The sequence below is a fragment of the Sinomicrobium oceani genome (assembly GCF_900119185.1).
Classification (GTDB): domain Bacteria; phylum Bacteroidota; class Bacteroidia; order Flavobacteriales; family Flavobacteriaceae; genus Sinomicrobium; species Sinomicrobium oceani.
In genome coordinates, this window is record NZ_FPJE01000003.1 from 91,441 (window position 1) to 115,092 (window position 23,652).

The following is a 23,652-nucleotide window of genomic DNA, read 5'->3' on the forward strand; positions in this document are numbered from 1 at the left end:
TACCGGATAGTTAAAGGTAATACATCAGGAGTAAAACAGGAAATCATGGGATTCCGGTATTTTTTCTTCACCGCGAAAAAAGTTTTATATGGTTTGATCGACCCGGCTATTTCAGCATGTCGGGAGAAAACCTGGAAATAAAAAGACTGTCCAGGTGGTAATAGACATAGCCGAAAGGCTTGTTGATCTTTGTTTCGAGAAATGTTCTGGTCTCGCTTAGCAATTCGGGTGAAACCGATTCTATGCGCAAGTGAAACCCTTTATTCAGGTAGATACCTCTCAGAAAAGTGTCTTCCAGTATTTCATATCGCCGTTCCCCTGTTTTTTGATATACTGCGGAGGGCAGTTCTTCTTCGGTAACCCCGTTGATCAGTTTGGATTTTCCGAGATGATTGGTTGCGATAGCCCAGGAATAGAGGGGGAGAGCGACATCGGTGTCGAGGGGATAGTCTCCGATGTTTTTGAGATAATCTTTCAGAAGCGGAATATCGAGGATAGAATTTTTTCCGTCATCTTTTATGGGGTCCGAAGTGGCATAGGCCATGAGATATACTTTATCTGCCGGAGGAATACCGGTACGATCCCGGTATTTTACCTGGTGCATACGAAGGGTACAACTTATCTTACGTCCCGATATGTTCCGGAGTTCTCCCAGAAAGCTGAAAAAGCGTTCTCTGGTGGTAGCAGTCCAGTCACAGTCGATCTGGATCTCTGCCGGTACGCCCATCCGTTGATCTGCCATGATTTTCAGGATAAGCTCATGAACATGTTCCGCCAGTGTGGCCACCCCGGAACCGGAAGTATGTGCCATGGTCCGGTTGGTGATAAAAACAACGGGGATATAATCGGCGGCAAGAGACTCGGGGTCAAATGCGTGAATGGCAGCCTGGGGCTGGGGAATATTACCCTGTATATCCACGTCGAACAGGCGGACATATAATTTATCGGCTCCGGTACGTTCAAAAAAATGTTTTTCGGTATCGCCGATACCGGCATTACTTTTCCAGTAGTAAAAAGCTACGGGATGTGTGTTATGCTGTCTGCACGATTGCAGGATCGGCATACTGACCAGGATAAAGAGAAATGCAAAACGCATCATATAATAGCTGTACGATAGGTTGAACGGTATGGCTACTCTATACAATGCATACCTGCATACAAAGGTAAGGCGATATCTCCGTGTCGGGACTCCTTGTAAACAGGTATTTTACAGGTAGCCGAAAATAGTATTGAGGATAATACCACAGATATAGGCGCCATAAGTGCCTACTGCATATCCGAGTACGGCGAGCAGCACACCTACGGGAGCGAGGTAGGGGCTGAAAGCTGCCGCTACAATGGGAGCGGAAGCTGCTCCGCCGATATTGGCCTGGCTGCCTACGGCAATAAAAAAGAAGGGAGCGCGGATAAGACGCGCCACGATAAGCATTACTGTTATATGGACCAATATCCAGACGATTCCTATGAGAAAAAACTTGGGGTTGTCCAGTACTGCGCCGAGATCCATGTGCATACCTATGGTGGCTACCAGGATGTAAAGAAATACGCTTCCTGTTTTGGAGGCCCCGTATGTTTCTATCTTTCTCGCCCTGGTAAAAGAAAGGATCAGTCCAAAAGATGTGGCGAGAATAATAAGCCAGAAAAAACTGCTGGTCAGGGAATACTTTTCGAGTTGCGGGTAATTTTTACTGAAAAACGGGGCAATGTTATCGGCAAGGAGATGGGAAAGCCCGGTAATCCCGAACCCGGTAGCCATCAGGATCATCAGCCTGTCCGCCGTAACGGGAAGCCATTGTCCGGCCTGTTGTTTCTCCAGCCTGCTTTCCAGCTCATAAATAGGAGTGCTGTCGGCTTTTAACCATTTGTCGATAACCCCGGGGCGTTGCGACCAGTACAGTAGAAAGCCCATCCACAGATTGGCTACGAGGACGTCTACGGCAATCATTTGTGCAAACAGGTCCGAGCTGGCCCCGAATACTTCATACATGGCGGTTTGGTTTGCGCCACCGCCGATCCAGCTACCGGCAATGGTAGTCAGTCCTCTCCATACTTCTTCTCCTCCGGGATGCAGTACGTCGGTGAAAACAGAACCTACGAGATACAAGGCTATGGGAGCACCGAGGATAATACCGGCAGTTCCGGCAAGGAACATGATAATAGCTTTGCTTCCCAGCTTTCTGAGTTCCCTGAAATTAATGCTTATAGTCAGTAGCACGAGACTTGCGGGGAGCAGGTACCGGGAAGCTACGAAATAAAGCTGTGATGCCCCGCCATTGATAATGTGAAAGGTATTGAGGAGCGCCGGAATAAAGTAACAGAGCAACACGGAGGGCACGATCCTGTAAAAACGTTTCAGGAAGGTATTGTTGCTGGAAGCTGTGGTAAAAATAATACCGAGGGTTACGGTGAGTATCCCTAATACTACGGCATCGTTGGTTATCCACGGAGTGGGTGATTCTGACATGGGTGATAGCTGCTTGTTTGTTATTAATGATGGAACGTGAACCTGCCGGTCATGACAGAAAAATTATATACCTGTTCTGCCGGGCCGGGCGAGAAGCTCTGTGATGAGCCCCGCTTTTGCTGTGTCCCCGTTTTCCCGGTAAAAAGCCCTTAACTTTTCCAGTTTTTTCCTGTCCCATAGCACATCACGGTGATTGTTTTCCCATTTACGGATGTCTTGTGTATGGAGATCACAACTCTCTTTTCGAAAAAGGTCACTGGCCTCCGGTTGGGGCAGTATGAGTGGTTTTCCCAGAAGGTAAGCATCCACAGCAGCCCTGATGGCTTTCATGTATGCCGATTCGAAAGTATTGTTCAGGATAATCACAAGGCTCTTATCTTTCGTAAATCTTTTGATGTAGGAGAGGTTTCCGGCCCAGCTCCCGGTATGATATACGATTTTTCCGGTACTGTCGCTCTCCTGTATATGCCATCCGTAACCGTAATCGGAATCGTCTCCGGAAGGAGGATGTGGCCGGAAGACAACAGCTTTACTTCGGGCATTCAGGATCGTATTGGTATACAGTATACTATCCCACCGGATGAGGTCATCTACGCTCGAAGAGAGCCTCCCCGGACCGAATCGTCCACTGAGAAAACGGTAATAGTTTTTTCCGGGAAGTGTTTCCGGTCGCACATACGTACAGGTGGCCGGGTTGAGCCGGTATCCGGGAGCATAATTATCGAGGTCCCAGATACTGTCGCGCTCGTAGAATCCGCTGTTTGTCATCCCGGCTTTATCGAAAATATTTTGCTTAAGAAAACGATCCAGCGATTTACCGCTTACTACCCGGACCATTTCCGCCAGTACTACAAAGCCCGAATTGGAATAATGATATTTAACCCCGGGTGTGCTTAGGAGTTCCGGTTTTTCCGTTTCGAAATAAGCGAGGATATCCCGGTTGTAAGCTATACGTGTGGTATCCCAGTGCTTCCGGAAATAATCTTCGTAATCCGGGAGACCGGAGGTATGGGTAAGCAGGTGTTTAACCGTGATATCTGCGTAGGGGAAATCTTTACCGAGATAATGCTGTGCCGGCAGATCTACGTCGATTTTATCCTGTTGCCGGAGTATCTGTATGGCAGCTGCCGTAAACTGCTTGGAAACAGAAGCGATCTCCATAGCGGTGTGTGTGGTAAACGGGGTGTGCTTTTCCATATTGGCCGTACCATAACCTTTTTTGAAAATCAGCTCCCCGTTTTTTTTAACGGCGACGGCACCGTTAAACATTTTCCGGGCATACAACGTATCGAAAAATGCTTCAAGTACCGGATCGTTAACTTTATTTATTTCCGGATTTACTTCTTTTTTTCCGGAAGTACATGAGCTCAACAGGAAAAGGGAGATGAGGTATAGTCCGAATGCTATATATAGTTTGATTTTCATAAGTTTTTGATATGGTTCCAGTCCGGTGTGCTCAACCCGATTCCGGGGAGCCCGTTCGGTTTAATAATTCCTTTTTCCACGACGTGCCCGGTAAAAGGATCGTTGGTAACAGCGAGGTTTCCGTCGAGGTCTGTCCAGTCGGCCAATGCCCCCAGTTGTGATGCGGCGGCTATGGCACATGAGGTTTCTGACATACATCCGAGCATGACTTTCAGTCCGGTTTTACGGGCGACAACAGCCATTTCGAATGCTTCTCTGAGACCTGTAGATTTCATCAGCTTGATGTTTATGGCATGGTAAAAACGCCCTGCCGTAAGTACATCTGAAAGTCTTTGTATGCCTTCGTCTCCTACAATGGGTAAAGGGGAGCGGGCTGCGAGCCACTCCATATCGTCATAGGCGGTTTTGGGCATGGGCTGTTCTATGAATACCACGTTCTTTTCTTGCAGCCATGCTATCTTTTCGAGTGCTTCTTCTTTGTGTTTCCACCCCTGGTTGGCATCGATATACAAAGGCTTTGCAGTTTCTTCACGGACCGTATCGATAATTTCGCGGTCATTACTGCCGCCCAGTTTTATTTTCAGATAGCTGAAATCTGTAGCTTCCCGTACCCGTTGCCGTATAATTTCGGCAGTATCGATACCTATGGTCTTACTGGTAGCGAGTTCTTTTCGGGCTAATCCGAAACAGGAATGAACCGGGATACCGAGCAACTTGCCGACAAGATCGTGCAGGGCGATATCCACGGCAGCCTTTACTGCAGGATTTCCCGGAGCAACACGATCTGTATACTCCAGGATATCTTCGGTGTTAAACGGGTCCTGAAAAGGGGAGAGATCTAACCGTGACAGGAAATCGGTAGCGGTTGCGATGCTCTCCCCATACAACGGAGGCATAGAGGCTTCCCCGAAGCCTTCCACACCTTCATAGCGGAGGCGGACCAGGACGAGGGGGGTATTGGTCCTGGCGCCCCCTGCAATTCTGAAAATGTGCTTTTTATGTAAGGTATAGGGGATATACGATAAGGAAATCATATTAATAACCGGGGTTTTGAGGTAAAATATCCGGATTGGCATTAATCTCGTTCAACGGAATTGGGAGAATAAACCTGTCGTTGGGATATGAAGCTTCGATACTATTTTCGCTTTGTATGATCCTGACATCTCTTTTATTCCGATTGAGATCGAACAGCCGATGCCCTTCGAAAGCGAGTTCTTTTCTCCGTTCTTCTATAATACGGTCGGTGAGTTCCGTACCGCTTTCGTCAATTTCCGATATTCCGGGAGTTGCCCTGTTGACGACTTTCAGCAGATCGGCGCGGGCTTCGGCATCTTTCCCTGTTTTTGCATAGGCTTCCGCGCGGATCAGGAACTGTTCCGCAAGACGAAGGATACGGACATTGTCATCGCGGGAGGTCCCCTTCGGAAATTTATAAACGAACAATGCCTCTTCTTCGGCTCCTGTTTTTGCGCCCAGTCGGATAGCTTCGAGCCGGACATCATTACCGGAATAACTGTTGTAAAGATCGGTTGTGACCAGTGCATCAGCATAACCATCCGGATCAAAATAGTGCCCGAGTCCGTTGGTACCTGCATTGTCGGCAATGGTATTTACGATCTCAAAAATAGATTCCGTATTGAATTCTTGTGCCCACAACTCCGGATAATCGGTATTTGAGATCAGGCTGAACCCGCCGTCGTCTATAACTTCAGTACTCCATACAATGGCGTTATCATAGTCTTCCTGATACAGGTATGCCCTTGCTGCAAGGGCCTTGACGGCATAGGACGTAAACCTGCCGTCTTTTCTGTCAGCAGCTATTTTCTCCATAGCTACAGACAGGTCGCTGTTGATCTGGTCATAAACCTCTTTTACCGTATTTCTTGCCGGTGATATTTCATTGTCTTCCGAACGGTTGATTACGGGAACGCCGAGATGGCTTGCATCGGCCGTAAAATTGTAGGGTTGCGCAAAAAGACGGACGAGATCAAAATGGGCCAGGGCCCGGATCGCATAAGCTTCACCCGTAAGCTGGTCGATCTGTTCCTGTTGTTCCGGAGAAATAGCCTCGAGTTTCTCGGCACCGTCAATAGCCTTGGAAGCATTGACAATCACCTCGTATAGGATATTCCAGAGCCCGTCGGCAAAGGTGTCTTCTTCACTGACCACAAAGCCGTCATAATCGAGGTATCTCCCCGTATTGCGTGTACTCAAGGCGAGATTGTCGGCCATAAGCTCAGGAATGACATACATGCTACGTCCGTAATAGTCCGGGCTTTGCAGCTTACTGTAAACCCCGTTTATGGCAGTTTGCAGGGTGTTGACGTCGGTAATGGCTTTTTCTGACGAAACGTTTTGTTCCGGATCGATATCAAGAAAATCACTGCTGCATGAAAACATACAGGAAAGCAGGAGCAGTGAGGCTATGGTATGTGTTATATTTCGAATCATAGATGTAAAGTTTTAGAATGAAAGATCAACGCCGAATAAAAACTGTTTGGAAATAGGGATCCTGAGATCGGATTGTCCGTCTATACCCACTTCGGGATCGATTTCTATTTTATCATCTTTTACCCAGGTGAGGATATTGGTGGTTTTTACGTAAAAACGAAGGTTATTGATGGCCAGTGTTTCCGTTACGCTTTTGGGCAGGGAATATGCGAGTGTAACATCGCGTAATCTCAGGTAAGTCCCGTCATAAAGAAAGCGTGAGGAGTGCTGGGTGGAACGGCCCGATTGGGTATTTCCCCATACGACTTTCGGTACATCGGTGATATCACCCGGTTGCTGCCACCTGTTATCGTATATGTTTTGTGTCATATTGCCGCGATCGTTAAGTCCGGCACTTCCGTCACTGTTGGTGTACCTGCCCCAGTAATCGTATACTTTATTCCCGTAATTGAGATAGAAAAGGAAAGACAGGTTAAAGTTCTTATAGCTCAGGTTATTGGTGAGCCCTGCATAGAACTTAGGTAATGCACTTCCCTGTTTAAAGGGCTGAGCTTCGGAATACTGATTGGTAGTTTCGACCTTGCTGCCATCGGTATACCAAAGGGCATCGCCATTGGCAGGATCTACCCCGGCATATCCGGGCATGTAGAAGGTATAAAAATCATCCCCGATCTCACGGATATACTGCCCGTCTACTATGGGTGCATCGTCCTGTAGTTTGGTGATTTCATTGGTGTTGGAAGTGAAATTAAGCCCGGTGGTCCATCCGAAACCTTCCGGATTTTCGATATTGACGGAATTCAGTGAGACCTCCCATCCGGAATTTTTCATTTCCCCGATATTGGCCAGGTAACTCGTGAGTCCGTTTGTTGCGGATATAGGCACCTGAAAAAGAAGGTCGGTCGTGGTACGGGTGTAATATTCGACAGTACCGTCTATCCTGTTGAACAGGCTGAAATCGATCCCGACGTTAAAGGGTTTGTTCTTTTCCCAGGTAAGCAGCGGATTGGATTGCTGGCTGTATGCGTAACCGGGCTGTCCGTCATAGTCTTCTCCGGTTGCGTAAAGCCCTCTGGAAGCAAAATCTCCTATTTCCTGGTTTCCGTTTATACCGTAGCTGCTGCGCAGTTTCAGGCGGTCGACAAATGTTGCTTTTTCCATGAAATCTTCCGAGCTGATATTCCACGCAAAGCCTACCGAACCGAAATTGGCATAGCGGACATCGGAGCCAAACCTGGACGAGCCGTCCCTTCGTGCCGTAACGTTAAAAATATATGTGTTCCGGTAGGTATAATTGACGTTGAAAAAATATGAAGCTATGGAAGAGGCGGTTTTACTACTGGATGCTTCCCTGTATACCGAGGCATTTTCGAGGGTCTTCAGACCGGGAGCTCCGTAGTTGCTGGCAAAAGCATAGACCGAACTCCGGGTAATCTTTTGTGCTTCCTGTCCCAGGATAAAATTGAGGTTGTGATCCTCATTGATATTCCAGCGGTATTTGAGCAGGTTGGTAATATTGTAATTGAGTATTTTATTGTCATAGGCGCGTCCGAGCCCCCCGTCATTTCTTCCTTCACCGAAATAAGGATTGTCATAACGGAATTCGTCGGCAAGGTTGAAATCCACATTTCCCTTGGTTTCGAAGCTCAGGTTATCGGTGAAATCATACGTAAGCCCCAGATTTCCAAGGATACCGTATAGTTTGGTCTCCCGGATATTTTCCTTTACGAGTCCTACGGGGTTATAGGTGAGCAGAATATCGGTGTTGTACGAACCATCCTGGTTGTACACGGGTTCCCAGGGGACTACCCGGAACAGTGCCCTTACCGGGTTGGCGGCATTTCCCGCATCGCTGTTGGTATGCAGTTTCTGGTTGCTGGCCGAAACCCCGAAATCTATGGTTAGTTTATCTGTTGCCTTATGGCTGACGTTGAGTTTCGCGTTTAATTTTTTATAATCGATCCCTATAATAACTCCCTGCTGATCGAACATACCTAATGAGGCATAAAAATTTGTTTTTTCACTGCCGCCACTCGCACTCAGGTTGTATTGCTGGTATTGTCCGTTGCGGGTGATGACATCTACCCAGTCGGTATTGACATTGCTGTCGATACGACTGAATATATAATCTTCGGCCTGCTCGCGGGTTTCCCCGTTATTCATACGTCCTTCCACGAGGAGCTCGGAAAGCTGGCTGGTATTAAGAGGCTTGAGCCGGTCGGGGAGTATCATGCTGCTTACACCGTACTGGGTACTGAAATCGAATTTGGTCTTTCCGGATTTTCCCTTTTTGGTGGTGATAAGGATCACCCCGTTGGCTCCCCTGGAACCGTAGATAGCGGTAGCCGATGCATCCTTGAGTACGGTAACCGAGGCGATATCTTTCGGATTGATGCCTGCAATCGTATTGGTACTTGTTGCGATCTGGCCGATGTTCCCGGAAACTACAGGTATTCCGTCTACCACATAGAGCGGATCGGAACCTGCGTTTATAGAACCGATACCCCGGATACGGATATTGGGTGCGGCACCCGGTTGCCCGCTTTGCGTGGACATCTGTACTCCGGCAACATTTCCCTGAAGGCTTTCCTGGAAGGAGGCCAGCGGTGTTTCTTCGATCTTCTTGATGTCGACATTCACGGCAGCACCGGTATATGAAGCCTTACTCTGTTTGTCATACGCTACGACGATAACTTCATTGAGCTGATCGGCTTCCGATTGAAGGGTAATGTTGAATGATGTTTTACTTCCGTCAATTTTTATACTCTCTTTCTTAAAGCCTATATAAGTCAGTTCGAGAATATCTCCCTTACCTGCGCGGATCGTAAACTTACCATCGAAATCCGTTTGTGTACCGGAAGTTGTCCCCATCACAACAATATTGACTCCGGGAAGCGGAACCCCGGTATCGTCCAGAACAGTTCCTGTAATATCCGTTTGGTCCTGGAGGATACTGCTTTCGGAAGTGTCTCCGACAAATGCAGGGATCTCCGATTCGTGTTCAGGAGGTTCGGTAACGGTTGGTGTATCTTCGCGATACAGTACGATACTTTCGCTGAGTATACGGAATTTTATGCCGGTATCTGCCAGTACCGCCTGTAATACTTCGGCGATATTGTCACTGTTTAGCCGAATATCGATTTTCAGTTTTTCATTGATGATACTGGTGTTATAGAAAAAAATATAGTCGGTCTGTTTTTCTATATTCCGGAGGATCTCCCGGAGTTCTGTATTCCGGTAATTGAGTTCTACGTGCTGCCCGTAGGAAGCGGTGCTCCAGGCAGATATTTTAAAGATGGTCAGACAAAGGAGTAACGAGTAGATCTTCATAATGCGGAAGAGTTTACCAGGGCCAAGACATCGTAATGATGCCTGCCCGGTAACTTGTGGCTTTTTTTTCATAACTTTAAACGGTTTTGATTGTTAAGATGTCCTTTTAGCAATATCGAATCCGAAACAGAAGGGAGGTGCTGCAACACTTCCCTTTTTTACAGGATCAGCGGCGCTTTTTTAGGGATACCTGGTTTTTGTTTTTATCATAATCATAATGTATTGGTGATGAGGTCTGTAATATGTCCATAACCTGTATAATGTCGTATTGCTTCCTGAATTTCCCGGAAAAAGTATAGTCTTCGAGGTCCGGATCTTCTATATGTACCGTAATCCCGTACCACCTTTCAATATCCTTGATCACACTGTTCAACGGGGTGTTGTCGAAAGTGAGAATACCTTCTTTCCATGAGGTAATGACATCCGTGACTACTTTTTCGACCCGGATATCTTTTTGTTTTTTCCGGAAAACGGCTTTTTGTTTGGGAGCGAGGATGGCGGCAGGGTCGGGATTGTCGTAATCGTATATTTCTACTTTACCACTGACGAGTGTGGTTTCTATGGTTTCGGTTTCCGGATAGGAGCGGACATTAAAGCTGGTTCCGAGAACGCGGACCTGTACTCCGTTCGCGGTTTCCACGATAAAGGGTACGGCTTCGTTACGGGCCACGTCAAAGAATGCTTCTCCGTGTAATTTTACAGTTCTCGTGTCTTTATTGAATTGCGGGGATATTTCCAGGCTGCTCTCGGAGTTCAGAAAAATGGTGCTTCCGTCCGCGAGCTTAAACTCTTTTTGTTCGGACGATTTGGCCACATAAAGCATTGGTTTTTCCGTGCCGGGCCATACTATAAAAAGGGCGGAGACCAGGACTGCGATGATTGCAATAGCCGCAGCAGGTACCATTTTCGTATAAAATTGCCTGCTTCGACGTGTTCTCGATAAGAATTTCCGGAATTCTCCGGCAACATCCGTTTCATGTTCATGTCTGAAAGAAGCAACCTGCTCCGCTTTGATCCGGTTAAAAACAGCCCGGTTTTCCGGTGATGCTCCGATCCAGTCCATGACCTCTTTACGGAAGTCTGCATCGCCCTGCTTAGCTATAAATTGTAAAAGTTCTTTTCTGTTCATATATATTAAGAACGATTTACATTAAAGTTACCCCTATGTTAAAAGTGTAATTTTTTTTCAGGAAAAGTGTTAAAGGAACAGTGTGAGGTATTCGCCCAGTTCATTTCGGAGGTGACGAAGTGCTTTTGATATCTGGTTTTCAACGGTTTTGACAGAGATATTCAGTTCATCGGCTATTTCCTTGTACTTGAGCCCTTCGAACCTGCTTTTTATGAAGATTTCTTTACATCCCGGAGGAAGTTCGTCAATAAGACGATTTACTTTAAGGAGTAATTCGTTTTCTATAAGTTGCAGACTGGGATCGTCCTGAAGAGAAGCTTCGAGAATTCCCGAACGGTTTTTCTCCAGGTCTTCACGGTACCTGTACCGTATTTTCTGGTGCTTGAAGTAATCCAGACAATCATTTTTAACCGTAGCGAAGAGGTATGCATTGAGATTCAGATCTGCAGGGAGGGTACCCCGTTTTTTCCAGATCTTATAAAAGGTGTTCTGTACGATCTCTTTGGCATCTTCTGAATTTTCGATATAGGCGTTGGCAAAGTGATACAGCTTTTCGAAGTAAAGGTGAAAAAGAGCTTCGAAGGCTGTTTCCTCTCCTTTTTTCAGCCGATGAATAAAAAAAGAATTATTTACGCCGTTTGTATTCAAATTCAAAGGGATTATCGCACGACAAGGTAAACATTTTTGACAAATAATTATAAATGAGAAACCACTGGCAAATCAGTATGGGAGAGGACTGATGCTACAACAATAAGATGAGGATATGGATGCAGGATAAAAGTTACATCAATAAAAAACCCCCTTACGGGGGTCGTGCTAAATAAAACCAAAACTAACCTTGTAACACTACACAAATATATAAATAAATTCTTACAATGAGTGTAAATTATGTTTTAAAATTTATAATTTATTATCACCTTAATGTTAATAAAGCAGTTTAGGGTGTTCTTTAAGCATTCAGATCGGTTTTCAAAGCCTTTTTGTACTGTAAAGGATTTTTGATTTTCTGAGAGCTATCATTTACATGCAGAAGCAAAAAGCCCGGCCTGTTTGGATGATGACATCATAGGTGTAGTATGACGCTAAGGTTTTTTGATCACGTCTTTGTGAATTTCAGGACTACAAACACGAAAATTATTTCGGATAAATATCACTCAAAAAGCATTTTTATCCTAAAAAGTATAACCAAATCTGTTTTTATAATTTAACATACTTTTTATCTTTGTGTTATCGTAAACATTGTTGTATATATGATTTGTGTAATGTGTTTATGAATATTCGTTAAATAATTTAGATTTTTATTTTTAAATATTAATTTGCATATTAGTGTTTTATTAACACTTATGTCCCAAGAATTACTGTATGTGCAAGTTTAACCCTTATTTTTTCTGTCTTAATTTCTCTTGATTTGTAGGTTTTTACTACAGTATTAGAAGGAATGATTTAACAACCAATCAAAAATTTTAATTTTATGAAAAAAACCGGATTTAGTGCCTTCACGGCACTATGGCAGAATACGATTTGTATTTTGCTGCTCAGTAGTGTGACCGGATTATTGTATGCCGGCAATGTAACCTCTTCGGAAGGTGGGGAAGTAGGTGATGTTCTGTTTTTTCTTTCGGTAACCGGACAGGTTACGGCAGATACCGATGGAATGCCTCTTGCGGGAGCCAGTATTATGGAAAAGGGAACGTCCAATGGTGTTGTTGCCGATTTTGACGGGAACTATAGTATAGAAGTTTCCGGGCCCGATGCCGTACTGGTAGTGTCTTATGTAGGGTTCAAAAAGAAAGAAGTACCGGTTAACGGTCAGGATGTGGTAAATATCCAGTTACAGGAAGATCTTGCACAACTCGATGAAGTTGTGGTGGTAGGATATGGAGAACAGAAGCGGGAAACGATAACAGGATCTGTCGCGACCGTTCAGAGTAAAGACCTGGCAAAATCACCTACGGTAAACGTATCGAATGCCATTGCAGGAAGAATGCCCGGTGTTATCGCCACACAGAACAGTGGAGAGCCCGGGAATGACGACTCCAATATTCGGATCAGGGGGGCAAATTCTTTCGGAGATACCAGTCCCTTGGTGGTTGTAGATGGTATTCCTGCGAGGCAAGGGGGATTTTCCCGTATTAATCCGGCAGATATCGAAAGCATATCCGTATTGAAGGATGCTTCTGCGGCTATATACGGAGCCCGCGCAGCCAACGGGGTAATTCTGGTAACGACCAAAAGGGGAAGTGACGGAAAGCCGAAACTCAGTTACAACTATAATCTCGGATTTTCACAGCCCACGGTAATTCCCGATCTGGCCAATGCTTCGCAATATGCCGAAATGCGAAACGACCTGGAGATTTATAAACTTCCGGCATCGGAGTGGGGTGCTGCAACCACAGCTTTTCAACAAACCGGAAGTTATACCCGCGCCAACGGAAATACCGTTACCGCACCCTTTTTACCGGATGATTTCCAGAAGTTCAGGGATGGTTCCGATCCCTGGGGACATCCCGATACCGATTGGTTCGGTGCTACTTTCAAGGACTGGTCCAAACAGGAGCGGCACAATGTACAGCTTACGGGAGGGAATGAGAATATGAGATTCCTGACATCCCTGGGATATCAGAAACAGGATGCCTATTACAAAAACTCGGCAACGAATTACGAGCAGTTTGATATCCGTATCAATCTCGATGCTAAGATCAACGATTATATTTCTACACAGATCGGGGTCTTGGGAAGGCAGGAAGACCGGAACTATCCGACCAAATCTGCAAGTGCCATCTTTCGTATGCTTATGCGGGGTAACCCGACCCAGCCGGCTTACTGGCCCAACGGTATGCCCGGACCTGATATAGAATACGGAGAAAACCCCGTAGTGATTACGACCGATCAGACCGGTTACGACCGCGACCGGAGGTATTACTTCCAGACCAACGGAAAACTTGAGATCAAGATCCCGGGAGTGGAAGGACTGAAACTCACCGGAACCGCAGCCGTAGATAAATATATCCAGCAAAAGAAACGATGGGAAACTCCCTGGTATCTTTATACCTGGCAGGGCGACTATGAAGCAGACGGAGAAACCCCGCTGCTGGTAGCCGGGAAACGAGGTCCGGCAGAACCCAATCTTCGCCAGGAAAACCAGGACCAGTTGAACATATTGCTGGGTGGTATAATTACATACGATCGTAAGTTCGGAGATCACCAGCTTAACCTCCTCGCCGGGGTGAACCGTGAAACGATACGAAACGATAACTTTTTTGCATTCCGCCGGTATTTTATTTCTACCGTGATCGACCAGATGTTTGCCGGGGGCGATGCCGAAAAAGATAATGGTGGTGATGCCTGGGAACGTGCGCGACTCAACTATTTCGGGAGAGTAGGTTATAATTATAAAGAAAAATACCTGGCCGAATTCCTGTGGCGTTATGACGGTTCCTATATGTTTCCTGATGATAGTCGCTATGGCTTCTTTCCTGGAGTTATGCTGGGTTGGCGCATATCCGAAGAGGAATTCTGGAAGAACAATGTAGAAGTGGTCAATTATCTGAAACTCCGTGCTTCGTGGGGACAGATGGGGAACGACAATATTTATTTCGATGCGAACGGAGACGGGACTAAAACACTACAGGAATACCAGTACTATTCCACGTACGGTTTCGGTTCTTACATCGTAGACGGAAATGTGATGAAAAGCCTGTTCGAAAGCCGGGTGCCCAATACCATGATTACCTGGGAAGAAGCCAATAATTACAACATAGGTCTGGACGGGCAATTGTTTAACGGAAAACTGAACTTCGAACTGGACATGTTCCTCAATAAGCGAAACAGTATTCTCTGGAGAAGAAATGCTTCCGTACCACAAACGACAGGGATGACCCTGCCTGCGGAAAACATAGGTAAAGTAGAAAACCGGGGATGGGAATTTAATGTCGGATATAACGGTACGGCCGGGGAGGTACAGTATAATGTGAGTGTGAACGGAGGGTACGCCAAAAACAAGATCAAGTTCTGGGACGAAGCTCCGGGAGCGCCGGCCTGGCAGCGATCTACCGGAAGTGCCATAGATGCCGGGCTTTATTACCTCTACGATGGTGTCTTTAAGGATGAACAGGATATCGCTAATAATACGCTCGATTACAGTGATATAACCAATACGCTTAGACCTGGCGATATGAAATACAAGGATTATGACGGGGATGGGAAAATTACGCCGGACGATCGCGTTCGAAGAGACCGTAATAATCAACCTACTTTCCAGGGAGGTCTTAACCTCGGTGCCCAATACAAAGATTTTGATATTTCCATTCTGTTCCAGGGTGCCGCCGGCGGAGAACTTCGTGTAGGTACCGATGAGTCCGGAGCTATCGGGAACTACCTTCTCGATTTCTACAAGGACCGCTGGACCGTGGATAACCCCAGCAGTGTTCACCCGAGGATAACCGACAGAAGCGATCAGTATTATTCTTTCGATAATACCTATTGGCTGAGAAGTACAAACTACATCCGTTTGAAGAACGTAGAACTCGGTTATAATCTTCCTGCTGAGGTCGGAGACAAAATAGGCGTAAGCAGTCTCCGCGTGTACCTCAGCGGAATGAACCTGGTTACCTGGAGCAAGATTAAAGTATTGGATCCGGAATCCGTAAATTCTATCGGACATTATTATCCGCAGTCCCGTATCGTAAACATGGGAGTATCCGTAACCTTTTAAAAATCTTTTGCAATGAACACTCTAAAAATAAAACATATATATATGTACATGTTTGTCGCTCTTTTTGCGGCAGCATCGTGTAGCGATGATTTTGTGGACACCAAACCACTTAACGAGGTGCCTGATTCGGACGTATGGGCCGATCCTGCTTTGTCCGAAGCATTTGTAGTAGGCATCTATAACGGGTTCGGACAAGGAGGTTTTGATGAACAGATGCAGGCCTCCCTGACTGATGAAGCCCTGTTTACCCACCCGGGAAGAGGGATAAATACCATTAATGAATCCCGCTCTAATCCTTCGGACCAGGGTTGGATCAACGGAAGTTACAGTTGGTCCGAAATGTATAAGCGTATCCGTGCAACAAACTTAGTGCTTAAAAATCTCGAAGAGCCGATGTTTGACGAACCGGAACTGGTAGACCGGCTTAAAGGGGAAGCTTATTTTCTCCGGGCATTCTTCTATCAGCAATTACTGCGTTATTACGGTGCCGTTCCCCTGGTGGACAGAGTGTATGAGCTTGGAGAAGAAGATTATACTGTTTCGCGTAACACTTATGAAGAATGCGTCAATTTTATCGTAAGCGATTGTGATACGGCAGCAGGATTACTGGAAGGCCAGCCTACTTCGCTCGGAAGAGCAACCGATATTTCGGCTATGGCGCTCAAAGCAAGGATATTGTTATATGCGGCAAGTGATTTGCACGATATTTCCACAGCGTCCTCCAATGCTTCGGTTATTGCGGGCTATGATCATCCGGAATATCTCGGATATACTTCCGGAAGCAGGACTGAACGATGGGAAAAAGCCAAAGTAGCTGCCAAAGCGGTTGTGGATATGAATATGGGCTATAAACTGGACCTTTCGGAACCCGTTACCCCGCAAGAAGGTAAGGAAAATTACATCGCCTTATCGCTCGGCGGAGGAAGTGCCGTAGCGGATGCAGCAGCAGGAACAGAACTTATTCTCGGAAGGTTTTTTGTAGACGAAAAAGATGAAGGAGGGGCTTATGTCGGAAGAAATAACGGGCCCAACGGGTATCATAACTGGTCGGGGAACACCCCTACGCAGAATCTCGTGGATGATTATGAAATGATCGACGGAACCCGTTTCGACTGGGATAATCCTGTGCATGCTGCAGCTCCTTACAAAGACCGCGACCCGAGACTATATGCCAGTATATTGCATGACGGAGCGGACTGGAAACCGCGAACATCAGATGTGGAAGACGGAGAGCCTTTTAACCAGATACAAACCGGGCGCTATGAGGTTATCAATGACTCGGGGCAGAAAGAAATATTCTACGGATACGATACCCGAAACAGTTCCATAGAGGACTGGAACGGTAGCTATACCGGGTATACTATGCGGAAATTTATAGATCCCGATCCGGCTATTGTAGACCAGAACACAAGGCAGCAGATCCCTTGGCCGGTATTCAAGTACACCGAAGCTGTACTCAACTACGCAGAGGCCTGTATCGCACTCGGGGAAGATGAGGAGGCCAGGAGCTGGCTCAATAAAATCCGTTACCGTGTGGGGATGCCTGCTATTCCCGATACGGAATCGGGTGATGTCCTTATGGACCGGTATCGTAACGAACGCCGGGTGGAACTCGCTTATGAAGAACACCGTTTTCACGATGCACGTCGTTGGATGATCGCCCCGGAAACACTGGGGCAACAAGTGCGTACCATCAATATATTCGGGGCTCTTAAAGCAGGAGCGGATATAGAAGTGTACAGGTACGATCCGGAGAGTTATGACTACACGTATACTCCCCAGGAACTCGATCCGGGAATTGAAAACCGGAACTGGCTGGATAAAATGTACTTTATATCCATACACCGGGACGAAATAAACCGGAATGATAAACTGGTACAGAATCCCGGGTATTAATCCGGTATAACCATTGAAATTTACGGGCCCTTTTCCTGTTATGTTACAAAAGGGCCCGTATTTTTTTGTTAAAAACATGGAGATGTCATTGTTTTTTCGGAGGTAGAAGTTCCGTAAAGAAACGGATGGCCGGGGTGTTTTATCTATTTGATTATCTTTGAAGGTACAGCAAAACAAAATTTTAACCTAAAAAATGAAATTATGAAAAAATGGACTACGGGAATCGTGGTACTGGGAGTGTTGGCCGGTTGCGGAAAATCCTCTCCTGTGCTCGAATTCTCCGTGACAAACCCGTTGGATACCGATCGTTTTTCGGAAACAGTCAGTATTAGCCCCGATGAATTTTCCACACTGCCGGGAGCATCAGATCCGGAGCGGTTGTTTATTACAGATAAGGCTTCCGGCGATACATTGGTTACACAACTTATAGATAACGATGCAAACGGAACTCAGGATATGCTCCTGTTCCAGGTTGATCTGAAAGGCGGAGAGCATAAGAAACTGGTAGCTGCGGTTGCGGAAAAGGATTTTGAGATGCCGGAAACCGAACAATCGGTGTTTTCCCGTTTTGTTCCGGAGCGTACGGACGATTATGCCTGGGAAAACGATCGTGTGGCGTTTCGTACTTTTGGTCCCGATGCCCAGCGCCGAATTGAGGAAAATCTGCCGGATGGTACCTTATCCAGCGGCATCGATGCCTGGCTGAAAAGGGTATCCTATCCCATCATCAACAAATGGTACAAGAATAACGATGAGAAAAAAGGAGCCTATCATATCGACTCGGGAGAAGGATACGATCCGTATCATGTAGGGTCCAGTCGGGGTGTCGGAGGCATCGGAATATGGATAAAGGACTCACTCTATGCATCGAAAAATTTTACGACATATAAAACTATTGCTACCGGTCCGCTGCGTACCGTATTCGAATTGGAGTATGCGGCATGGAATGCGGATAGTATACGGGTAAAAGAAACAAAACGGATAAGTCTTGACCTGGGGTCGAACCTGAGCAGGTTTGAGTCATCTTTCGAAAGTAGTGAATCCCTGCCTAATATCACCATAGGATTGATGCTCCATGAAAAGGAAGGAAAGGTTACTGCAAACAAAGAAGAAGGCTGGTTCGGTTACTGGGAACCTATGGACGGATCGGAACTCGGCGTAGGTGTAGTGATAGCCCCGGATGATATCCTCGAGTTTAAAGATCACCGTGTGGATTATAAAGACGGGAGTCAGTTGTTGATCATGGCAGATGCCGAAGCCGGAAAAATAGTGTATTACGCAGGTTTCGGATGGAAGAAGAGCAAGCAGTTTACCGATGCGGAAGCATGGAACACTTACCTGAAAGATTTTGCGGCCAGACTTGCTCATCCCGTTGAAGTAAAATTTACAGAAGCTAAAAAATAAGCGTGGTATGAAGCTGCTGTAATGTCCGAAGGCATTTTTTTTACGTATGTATTACAATCGATTGTATTTCTGAAAATATATTCGATACCTTATTATAAAGTACACCCGATGATGTATCATAAACTCCGCATTTTTTTTCTGTTGTTGTTACTTTCCCCCCTACGGAGTACAGCGCAGGACGGTATTCAAAGCCGTGAATATTTTGTAAACAGTCTGGTGAAAATTTCCGGGCCCGTTTTAGAGGCACTGGCCCGGAACGAACTGAAAAAGACGATGCCCGTAGAAGTTACTTCTCATCCCTGGGGCGATCGCAAACAGGTAGCTTATCTCGAAGCCTTCGGGCGTACCTTGTCCGGTATAGCGCCCTGGCTGGAACTGGGTCCGGACGAAACGGAAGAAGGCAAACTCCGGGAAATGTATATCAGGCTGGCACTCCTGGGAATACAAAATGCCACCGACCCGGAATCTCCGGATTATATGAACTTTACGGAAGGGGGGCAGCCCCTGGTGGATGCTGCTTTTTTTGCCCAGGGATTACTTCGTGCTCCTACGCAGCTTTGGGAGAGGCTCGACGATCAAACCCGGCAAAATGTACTGCATGCATTGAAGTCGACCCGGGAAATTTCACCGGCTTACAGTAACTGGTTGTTATTTACCGCTATGGTAGAAGCAGCGTTGCTGAAGTTTGGCGATAAAGCCGACCTGGTCCGTATCGAATACGGTTGGAACAAACATAAAGAATGGTACCTGGGCGATGGCGTATACGGTGACGGTCCGGACTTCCACTGGGACTATTACAACAGCTACGTCATACAACCCATGCTGCTCGATATAGGGGCTGTGCTCCGGGAGCAATACAATAATACAGGTGCCGAAAAATACAAACGTTTTTTGCGCGATTACGGAGACTTCAGGGAACGGGCAAAACGTTATGCCGCCATACAGGAACGACTGATATCTCCGGAGGGGACATATCCGCCGATAGGACGTTCTATCCCATACAGGTTCGGCGCATTCCAGGTATTGTCTCAGATGGCTCTTCTGGGAAATCTGCCGGATGAGGTAAGTCCCGGACAGGTGCGGTCTGCATTGCACGCCATTATAAGCAGGCATCAGCAGGCCCCGGATATGTTTGATGAAAACGGTTGGCTGACCCTCGGTTTTTACGGTCGAGACCCGGAGATTGCAGAGGGCTACCTCTCCACAGGTAGCCTATACCTGTGTACCGAAGTGTTCCTGGCTCTCGGATTGCCTCCTGAAGCTGCATTCTGGACAGATAACCCTGCCGACTGGACCCAGAGAAAGTTATGGAACGGCAAGCCGGTTAAGAGGGATCATGCCTATTATCCGCAACGGAATAAAGAACCTGATTGGGAAACGGTGATCGATGGCAGGTCTTTTGACAATTATGCGGTTTTCGAACAGTATTGGGAATATAATTATCCATGGGGAACCGATCATAACGGTTCTGCACGGATGTATGCGGATAACCAAGATCACGAACAACTTTCGCTGGAAGGTGGTATGTTGCATATAAAAGCCATACCGGTTGTAAAAGACGAAGGAAAAAGCAGTAGTCCGCCACACGCAAAAATACGATACCGGTCGGCAGCCATACATGCAAAGCACCAGATAAACGTAACCCGGGAATACCCGGTGTATAAAATATCAGGAGAATTTCGTGCGCCCACAACACCCGGAACCTGGCCGGCATTCTGGCTGACTGCGGTAAACGGCTGGCCTCCTGAAAGTGATATTCTCGAATTCAAGGGAGATGCCTACAACTGGCAGAATACGTTTATTACACCCGAAGAAGTCTCTACGGTAAAGAAAAATATACCGTCGGCCGCAGACCGGTGGCATACCTATACAGTAATACTCAAACGAACAGACGACACGAATCTCTCTGTCGAATATTTTGTTGATGGTGAACGGACAGGTAGTCATATCGCAAATTTCACCGGGAAACCGATGTGGCTGATTATCAACCTGCAGATGGAAGGTTCGTCCGGAAGTCCTGGGCCGGATACTCCAACATCATACTTCGCAAGAAACGTAAGTGTACAACGATCCGTTTCTCTTTAAGCCTATAAAAATACAGGAAGTAAATGAAAAGAACCTCACATGTGAATTCCGGAACGAGCTATGGAAAAAATATCCCGGTCACAGTTTTGGCTTTATGGTGTGCCATGATCTCTTTTTCCCAGGAGGTTGTCCGGGAAACTATGGTAGGAAAGGGGTGGGCGGGTAATTCGGTCAATGCTGTAATATTCAGAAAAAATTCGGTGGTTAGCTATAAAAACATGCAATTTACCGGTTATTACGATGAAGGCGGAGTACTAACCCTCGCTATGCGGAAGCTTAAGGATACGGTCTGGACCGTGAGAAAAACGGTTTATAAAGGTAAAGTGTCGGATGCGCACAATACCATCAGCATGGCAATCGATGGAGATGGTTATTTGCATGTGTCCTGGGATCACCACAATACTCCTTTGCGATATGCCAGAAGTCTGCGACCGCTCGACCTGGAACTGGGAGCCGAACAGCCGATGACGGGTGCCGAAGAAGCAAAAGTAACCTACCCGGAGTTTTATAACCTGCCTGGCGGCGACCTGTTGTTTTTCTACAGGTCAGGTAGTTCCGGCAGAGGCAATATGGTAGTAAACAGGTACGATACGAAACATAAAGTGTGGAAACCGCTTCATCGTAACCTCATAGACGGGGAAGAAGAGCGGAGTGCATACTGGCAGGCCTGCGTGGACGATGAGGGAGTCATACACCTCTCCTGGGTATGGCGGGAAACCTGGGATGTAGCGTCCAATCACGATCTCTGCTATGCCCGGTCGTACGACGGAGGGAAGAGCTGGGAAAAATCCACCGGAGAAAAATACGGTCTGCCTATCCGTGAAGCGACAGCCGAATATGCCTGGAGGGTACCGGAGAACAGCGGGTTGATCAATCAGACTTCCATGACTTCGGATAGCCGGGGTAATCCCTATATCGCTACGTACTGGAATTCCGGAGCTGTGACGCAGTACCAGGTGGTATATCTCCAAAACGGGACCTGGAAAAAACAAGCCACCGGCTTCCGGAAGGTCCCGTTTCGGCTCGGAGGTGGAGGGACCAAAAAAATCCCCTTATCACGTCCGCAATTATTGCTTGCCGAGAAAAAGGGAGATACGGATCTTTACCTGATTTTCCGGGATGAGGAACGAGGAAATAAGGTGTCCCTCGCAGGCATAAAAGCTGGAAGCAGGGAAACCTGGAGTGTTTCCGACCTGTCTTCGTCGTCTGTCGGGCAATGGGAGCCCTCCTATGATACCCAATTGTGGAGAGACCGGGGAGAACTCCATCTCTTTGTACAGGACGTATCGCAGGAAGACGGGGAAGGACTCACCGAAAAGGCCGCCACCGATATCCGGGTTCTTGAAATCTCCGGTTTTTGAGAGAGCCATATTACATGGGGAATTAAAAATAAATCTTTCGGAGCGGGGTTCGGTACTGTTTTAAGTCGCAATTAGTAAAATCAATACACAAAATAATAATAAGCATGAAAAAAATACTTTTACTCCTGATGTTTATATCGGCTTTACCGACCATGGCCCAGGAAAAAAACGAAGAATTGTATATAACGGCAGACCAGGTGCTTCAAAGGGCATCTCAACAATACAAATATATGATGACATTGCTATCCGATGACCGCTTTCCGAAAACATATCACTCCGAAAACGATACGTTCGAAACCAGTGATTCCGGATGGTGGTGCAGTGGATTTTATCCCGGAGTATTACTTTACCTGAATGAGGACCACCCGGATGATGAACTAAAAAAAGAGGCCGACCGTGTGATGACATTACTTTCGAAGGAGCAGTTCAATAAAGGAACACATGATCTCGGGTTTATGATGTATTGCAGTTTCGGGAATGCCGAACGGCTGAACCCTTCGGAAGAGTACGAGGAGATATTGATGAACAGTGCCAGGTCTCTTGCCTCCCGGTTTAATGAAACTGTGGGATGCATACGGTCCTGGGATTCCCGTAATGATGACTTTCTTGTTATTATAGACAATATGATGAATCTCGAATCGCTCTTCTGGGCCACCGAACACAGCGGGGATTCGACATATTATGACATAGCCGTACGACATGCTGATGTGACTATGGAAAATCATTTCCGCGCAGATAACAGTTCGTATCACGTACTTAATTATGACGTCAACACGGGAAAGGTTCGGGAGAAAAAAACAGCTCAGGGATTCGCCGATGCTTCGGCCTGGGCCAGAGGGCAGGCCTGGGGATTATACGGTTATACGGTGATGTACCGGGCTACAGGGCAGCAAAAGTACCTGGATCAGGCTGTGAAAATAGCGGATTTTATACTCAATCATCCTGATTTACCGGCCGATAAAGTTCCGTATTGGGATTTTGATGCTCCGGATATCCCGGATGCATTGCGCGATTCTTCGGCAGGGGCCATCATGGCATCGGCATTGCTCGAACTCAAAGACTATGTAAAAAAGCGCAAGGCAAAAAAGTATGCGGCAACGGCAGCTGAAATACTGGTTACACTGACGACCGGCGAATATATCGCTTCCCCGCGAACCAACGGGGGGTTCCTGTTGAAACACGGGGTAGGGCATATCCCTCAGAATTCTGAAGTTGATGTGCCGTTGACGTACGGAGACTACTACCTGGTAGAAGCATTGTTGCGTTATAAGAGCGATCGTGCAAAAACACAAAGCGATAGGTAAAGGAAAAAGCTTTCAGGGTTCGCATAACAATCCGGATCCTGTAGCTTTTACGATCGGGATTGTCTTAGATCATTCTTATTTGTTGTGGA

At 46.6% G+C, this 23,652-nt stretch carries 14 protein-coding genes; 6 read left to right on the top strand and 8 right to left on the bottom strand.

Annotation, left to right across the window (positions count from 1 at the left end):
• Positions 1–106: 106 nt before the first annotated feature.
• The 8 genes from BT112_RS03385 to BT112_RS03420 form a co-directional block, all read right to left on the bottom strand.
• The gene (locus tag BT112_RS03385; protein ID WP_083564775.1) at positions 107–1,099 is read right to left on the bottom strand and encodes a hypothetical protein; all 993 of its coding nucleotides are present in this window, start codon (positions 1,097–1,099) and stop codon (positions 107–109) included.
• Positions 1,100–1,207: 108 nt separating this feature from the next.
• Positions 1,208–2,464 carry a DUF819 family protein gene (locus BT112_RS03390; RefSeq protein ID WP_072315964.1) on the bottom strand — a complete coding sequence of 419 codons (1,257 nt, stop codon included), beginning with the start codon at positions 2,462–2,464 and terminating at the stop codon, positions 1,208–1,210.
• Between the two features lie 63 nt (positions 2,465–2,527).
• Positions 2,528–3,889: a serine hydrolase domain-containing protein gene (locus BT112_RS03395; protein ID WP_072315965.1), complete on the bottom strand. Its 1,362-nt coding sequence runs from the start codon at positions 3,887–3,889 to the stop codon at positions 2,528–2,530.
• Entirely contained in the window at positions 3,886–4,923 is a 1,038-nt protein-coding gene (locus BT112_RS03400) for a dipeptide epimerase (protein ID WP_072315966.1), read from the bottom strand. The genes BT112_RS03395 and BT112_RS03400 overlap by 4 nt, the downstream gene beginning before the upstream one ends.
• Before the next feature lies 1 nt (position 4,924).
• Positions 4,925–6,340, bottom strand: coding sequence for a RagB/SusD family nutrient uptake outer membrane protein (locus BT112_RS03405; RefSeq protein WP_072315967.1), 1,416 nt, complete (start codon positions 6,338–6,340; stop codon positions 4,925–4,927).
• A gap of 12 nt (positions 6,341–6,352) precedes the next feature.
• Positions 6,353–9,742: a TonB-dependent receptor gene (locus BT112_RS03410; protein ID WP_072315968.1), complete on the bottom strand. Its 3,390-nt coding sequence runs from the start codon at positions 9,740–9,742 to the stop codon at positions 6,353–6,355.
• Between the two features lie 94 nt (positions 9,743–9,836).
• Complete coding sequence (locus BT112_RS03415; protein WP_072315969.1) at positions 9,837–10,799, bottom strand: FecR family protein; 963 nt, start codon at positions 10,797–10,799, stop codon at positions 9,837–9,839.
• A 69-nt stretch (positions 10,800–10,868) separates the two neighbouring features.
• Positions 10,869–11,447 (bottom strand): RNA polymerase sigma-70 factor, encoded by a 579-nt coding sequence (locus tag BT112_RS03420; protein WP_175545741.1) that lies wholly within the window; start codon positions 11,445–11,447, stop codon positions 10,869–10,871.
• Positions 11,448–12,270: 823 nt separating this feature from the next.
• Between BT112_RS03420 and BT112_RS03425 the strand changes: the two genes are divergently transcribed.
• From BT112_RS03425 to BT112_RS03450, 6 genes are all read left to right on the top strand, one after another.
• Positions 12,271–15,513: a SusC/RagA family TonB-linked outer membrane protein gene (locus BT112_RS03425; RefSeq protein ID WP_083564777.1), complete on the top strand. Its 3,243-nt coding sequence runs from the start codon at positions 12,271–12,273 to the stop codon at positions 15,511–15,513.
• Positions 15,514–15,525: 12 nt separating this feature from the next.
• Complete coding sequence (locus tag BT112_RS03430) at positions 15,526–17,409, top strand: RagB/SusD family nutrient uptake outer membrane protein (RefSeq protein WP_072315970.1); 1,884 nt, start codon at positions 15,526–15,528, stop codon at positions 17,407–17,409.
• Positions 17,410–17,610: 201 nt separating this feature from the next.
• Entirely contained in the window at positions 17,611–18,813 is a 1,203-nt protein-coding gene (locus BT112_RS03435; protein WP_072315971.1) for a DUF4861 family protein, read from the top strand.
• A 108-nt stretch (positions 18,814–18,921) separates the two neighbouring features.
• On the top strand, positions 18,922–20,898 hold the full coding sequence (locus BT112_RS03440) for a DUF2264 domain-containing protein (protein ID WP_175545742.1): 1,977 nt from the start codon (positions 18,922–18,924) through the stop codon (positions 20,896–20,898).
• 23 nt (positions 20,899–20,921) lie between these two features.
• Complete coding sequence (locus BT112_RS03445; protein ID WP_083564778.1) at positions 20,922–22,259, top strand: BNR repeat-containing protein; 1,338 nt, start codon at positions 20,922–20,924, stop codon at positions 22,257–22,259.
• A gap of 104 nt (positions 22,260–22,363) precedes the next feature.
• Positions 22,364–23,563, top strand: a complete 1,200-nt coding sequence (locus tag BT112_RS03450) for a glycoside hydrolase family 88 protein (protein WP_072315973.1) — start codon at positions 22,364–22,366, stop codon at positions 23,561–23,563.
• Positions 23,564–23,652: the final 89 nt, after the last annotated feature.

Bases quoted from the DNA above. Each gene is read 5' to 3' on its own strand.
- BT112_RS03415 (WP_072315969.1), bottom strand. From the start codon at position 10,799: ATGAACAGAAAAGAACTTTTACAATTTATAGCTAAGCAGGGCGATGCA.
- BT112_RS03400 (WP_072315966.1), bottom strand. From the start codon at position 4,923: ATGATTTCCTTATCGTATATCCCCTATACCTTACATAAAAAGCACATT.
- BT112_RS03390 (WP_072315964.1), bottom strand. From the start codon at position 2,464: ATGTCAGAATCACCCACTCCGTGGATAACCAACGATGCCGTAGTATTA.
- BT112_RS03395 (WP_072315965.1), bottom strand. From the start codon at position 3,889: ATGAAAATCAAACTATATATAGCATTCGGACTATACCTCATCTCCCTT.
- BT112_RS03445 (WP_083564778.1), top strand. From the start codon at position 20,922: ATGAAAAGAACCTCACATGTGAATTCCGGAACGAGCTATGGAAAAAAT.
- BT112_RS03435 (WP_072315971.1), top strand. From the start codon at position 17,611: ATGAAAAAATGGACTACGGGAATCGTGGTACTGGGAGTGTTGGCCGGT.
- BT112_RS03450 (WP_072315973.1), top strand. From the start codon at position 22,364: ATGAAAAAAATACTTTTACTCCTGATGTTTATATCGGCTTTACCGACC.
- BT112_RS03425 (WP_083564777.1), top strand. From the start codon at position 12,271: ATGAAAAAAACCGGATTTAGTGCCTTCACGGCACTATGGCAGAATACG.
- BT112_RS03385 (WP_083564775.1), bottom strand. From the start codon at position 1,099: ATGATGCGTTTTGCATTTCTCTTTATCCTGGTCAGTATGCCGATCCTG.
- BT112_RS03405 (WP_072315967.1), bottom strand. From the start codon at position 6,340: ATGATTCGAAATATAACACATACCATAGCCTCACTGCTCCTGCTTTCC.
- BT112_RS03440 (WP_175545742.1), top strand. From the start codon at position 18,922: ATGATGTATCATAAACTCCGCATTTTTTTTCTGTTGTTGTTACTTTCC.
- BT112_RS03410 (WP_072315968.1), bottom strand. From the start codon at position 9,742: ATGAAAAAAAAGCCACAAGTTACCGGGCAGGCATCATTACGATGTCTT.
- BT112_RS03430 (WP_072315970.1), top strand. From the start codon at position 15,526: ATGAACACTCTAAAAATAAAACATATATATATGTACATGTTTGTCGCT.